We start from the raw sequence: 3,753 nt of genomic DNA, 5'->3' as shown, positions 1-3,753 counted from the left end.
AGGGCGTACTTGAAGCGGCGACGAAGTCGCCCGCGCCGATCATTCTCTTCGTCGATGAGATTCACACGTTGATCGGCGCGGGCGGACAAGCCGGTACAGGTGACGCAGCGAACCTGCTAAAACCCGTTTTGGCTCGGGGCACGCTCCGCACCATCGGCGCGACAACGTGGTCGGAGTTCAAGCGCCATATTGAGAAGGACCCGGCGCTCACGCGTCGGTTCCAGGTGCTGCAAGTCATGGAGCCGGAAGAGGCGGCTGCGATCGACATGTTGCGCGGCGTGGCTCAAACGTTTGCCGAGCATCACGGCGTCGAGATTCTCGACGAGGCGATCCGCGCGGCTGTCACGCTGTCGCATCGCTACATTCCCTCACGGCAGCTGCCAGACAAGGCGATCAGCCTGCTGGATACCGCCTGTGCACGGGTGGCTTTATCGCAGCACGCGCCTCCGGGCGAGTTGCAGGATGCGCGGCAGCGACTGCTGGCCGTGCAGGTCGAGCGCGACCTGTTGAAGCGCGAGGCGCGCATCGGGATCGACGTAACGGCGTCATTCGAGCGGGCGCAATCGAGGATCGATACGCTCACCGTCGAAATCGGCGAGATCGAAGCTTGCTGGCGGGCACAGTCCGAGGCGGCGCAGTCGTTGCTGCAAGCCCGCGGTCTCGCCCATGGACATGCATCACCCGACGCAGATCCTGCTTCGCTCGAGACCCTACGCAAACTCGAACACGCGCTCAATGCGCTTCAGCTCGACACGTCGCTCGTCTTCCCCGAAGTCAACGCCACCATCGTGGCCAGCATCGTGTCCGACTGGACCGGCATCCCGACCGGTCGAATGATGACCGATGAAGTGAGCGCCGTGATGGCACTGCCCCTTACGCTCGCAAAACGCGTAATCGGCCAGAGCGATGCTTTGCGCCAGATCGGCGAACGCGTGCAGACAGCCCGCGCGGGCCTGACTGATCCCAATAAGCCAATCGGCGTATTCCTGCTTGCCGGACCCTCCGGTGTCGGCAAGACGGAGACCGCGCTCGCGCTGGCCGAAGCGCTTTATGGCGGTGAGCAGAACCTGATCACGATCAATATGAGCGAGTATCAGGAAGCCCATACCGTCTCGGGGCTCAAAGGCGCCCCACCCGGTTATGTCGGTTATGGCGAAGGGGGCGTGCTGACTGAAGCCGTGCGCCGCCGCCCGTACTCGGTGGTGCTGCTCGACGAAATCGAAAAGGCGCACTCGGATGTGCTGGAAATGTTCTTCCAGGTGCTCGACAAGGGCCGGATGGAAGACAGTGATGGACGCCTGATCGATTTCAGAAACACAGTCATCCTGCTTACCAGCAACGTTGGTGCCGAACTGACGGCGAGCCTATGCGCTGATCCCGCGTTAATGCCCGATGCCGACGCTCTGCGCAGCGCGCTGACGCCGGAGCTGCTTAAAACATTTCCGGCCGCTTTCGTCGGGCGTCTCACTGTCGTGCCTTATCTCCCGCTCGCCCGCGACACGCTCGCGAGCATCGTTCGGCTGCACCTGGACCGTGTCGTCAAGCGCATGGTCGATACCCATAGCATCACGCTCGTTTATGCCGATGCCGTCGTTGACCACATCGTCGAACGGTGTCTGGTGCAGGAGACCGGCGCGCGCGTGCTGATCGGCTTCATCGAGCAGCACGTGTTGCCGAAGCTGTCGGCTTTGTGGTTCGACGCGTTCTCGGCGAAAACGCCGCTCGCGCGCATTGAAATCGACGTCGATGACGCCGACCAAAAGGAGCACGCGGGCCTCGTCTTCCGCTGCCCGGGTACTCAGGTTGCACCTCACGCTGCGCAGGTCCACTGACGCGTAGCCAGCCGGCAATTTCCCTCTTTATTGCAGTTTCATTCGTCCCGCTCAGGAGTCCAGCATGTCCGTTGCCAACAGTTCGCAGAAATTCATCGGTCGCAATCGCGCGCCTCGCGTGCAGATTGAATACGACGTTGAAGTCTACGGCTCAGAAAAGAAGATCGAACTGCCGTTCGTGATGGGTGTGCTCGCCGATCTCTCCGGCAAGCCGACCGAGACGCTACCTCCCGTGGCCGATCGCAAGTTTCTGGACATCGACATCGACAATTTCGATGAACGCATGAAAGCGATCAAGCCGAGGGTCTCATTTGCCGTTCCCAACACGCTGTCAGGCGATGGCCACCTGATGGTCGACATGACGTTCGAGAGCATCGAGGACTTTTCTCCGGCCGCCGTAGCGCGCAAGGTCGACTCGCTGGCCCAGTTGCTCGACGCCCGTACCCAGCTCGCGAACCTGCAAACGTACATGGACGGCAAGTCCGGCGCCGAAGGCCTCGTCAACAAAGTGTTGCAGGACCCGGCTCTGCTCAAGGCGCTGGCCTCTGCTGCCAAACCGAAGGCTGCCAACGATAGCCAGGACTCGACCGATCCAGTCTGAACCCGATCCAATAAATTCACGGATAACCAAGGAGTTGAGCATGGCAAAGCAAGCAGCACAGGCTACGGGCACAGGCGCGCAGACCTACGACGATTTCACGCACTTGCTCGCGCAGGAGTTCAAGCCGAAGACCGAACAAGCGCGCGAAGCGGTCGAGTTCGCTGTGCAGACCCTCGCCGAACAGGCTCTGGCGCAATCGATCACGATCAGCGACGACGCCTATAAAAGTATCGAGGCGATCATCGCCGAGATCGACCACAAGTTGTCGCAGCAGATCAACCTGATCGTGCATCACGCCGACTTCCAGAAGCTGGAATCAGCCTGGCGAGGCCTGCACCATCTCGTGTCGAACTCCGAGACCGACGAGAAGCTCAAGATCCGGTTCATGGATGTATCGAAGGAAGAGCTGCGGCGCACGATGAAGCGCTATAAGGGCGCGGCGTGGGACCAAAGTCCTCTCTTCAAGCAAATCTATGAAGAAGAGTACGGGCAACTGGGCGGCGAGCCCTATGGTTGCCTGGTCGCCGATTATTACTTCGATCACACTCCGCCCGACGTGGATCTGCTGGGATCGATCGCCAAGGTATCGGCGGCTTCGCATACGCCGTTTATTTCCGGTGCTTCGCCCTCAGTACTGCAAATGGAATCGTGGCAAGAGTTGGCGAATCCGCGCGACTTGACCAAGATCTTCGCGCAGAACCTGGAATACGCGCCGTGGAATTCACTGCGCAACACCGAGGACGCCCGTTACATCGGGCTTGCGATGCCGCGTTTCCTGTCGCGTTTGCCGTACGGCGCGAAGACCAATCCGGTCGATGAGTTCGACTTTGAAGAAAACACCAACGGCTCCGATCATCGCCACTATGCATGGGCCAATGCGGCCTATGCGATGGGCGTGAATATCAACCGGTCATTCAAGCTATACGGCTGGTGCACGTTGATTCGCGGCGTGGAATCGGGCGGTACGGTCGAGAATCTGCCGTGCCACAGTTTCCCGACCGACGACGGCGGTATCGACATGAAGTGTCCGACCGAGATCGCAATCTCGGACCGGCGTGAGGCCGAACTGGCCCGCAATGGCTTCATTCCGTTGATTCACCGCAAGAACACCGACCACGCCACGTTCATCGGTGCGCAGTCGATGCAAAAGCCTGCGGAATATCACGACGCCGATGCAACAGCGAATGCGAACCTGTCCGCGCGACTGCCGTACCTCTTTGCTTGTTCGCGCTTCGCGCATTACCTCAAGTGCATCGTGCGTGACAAGATTGGTGCATTTAAGGAGCGTGAGGACATGCAGCGGTGGCTCAACGAATGGAT

General features: G+C 60.1%; 3 protein-coding genes. All 3 read left to right on the top strand.

What is annotated here, in order from left to right; translation table 11 throughout:
* The coding region (gene tssH, locus WCA53_RS18750; RefSeq protein WP_423913920.1) for a type VI secretion system ATPase TssH at positions 1–1,832 on the top strand (1,832 nt) is incomplete at its 5' end.
* Between the two features lie 64 nt (positions 1,833–1,896).
* Entirely contained in the window at positions 1,897–2,433 is a 537-nt protein-coding gene (gene tssB, locus WCA53_RS18745) for a type VI secretion system contractile sheath small subunit (protein ID WP_423913917.1), read from the top strand.
* 40 nt (positions 2,434–2,473) lie between these two features.
* Positions 2,474–3,753: type VI secretion system contractile sheath large subunit (gene tssC / locus WCA53_RS18740; protein WP_423913914.1), on the top strand; the 1,280-nt coding region annotated here is incomplete at its 3' end.

Source organism: Caballeronia sp. (assembly GCF_049581465.1).
In the GTDB taxonomy this organism is placed as follows: domain Bacteria; phylum Pseudomonadota; class Gammaproteobacteria; order Burkholderiales; family Burkholderiaceae; genus Caballeronia.
Note: the sequence above shows the minus strand (reverse complement) of the source record. Positions and strands in the feature narration are given on the sequence as shown.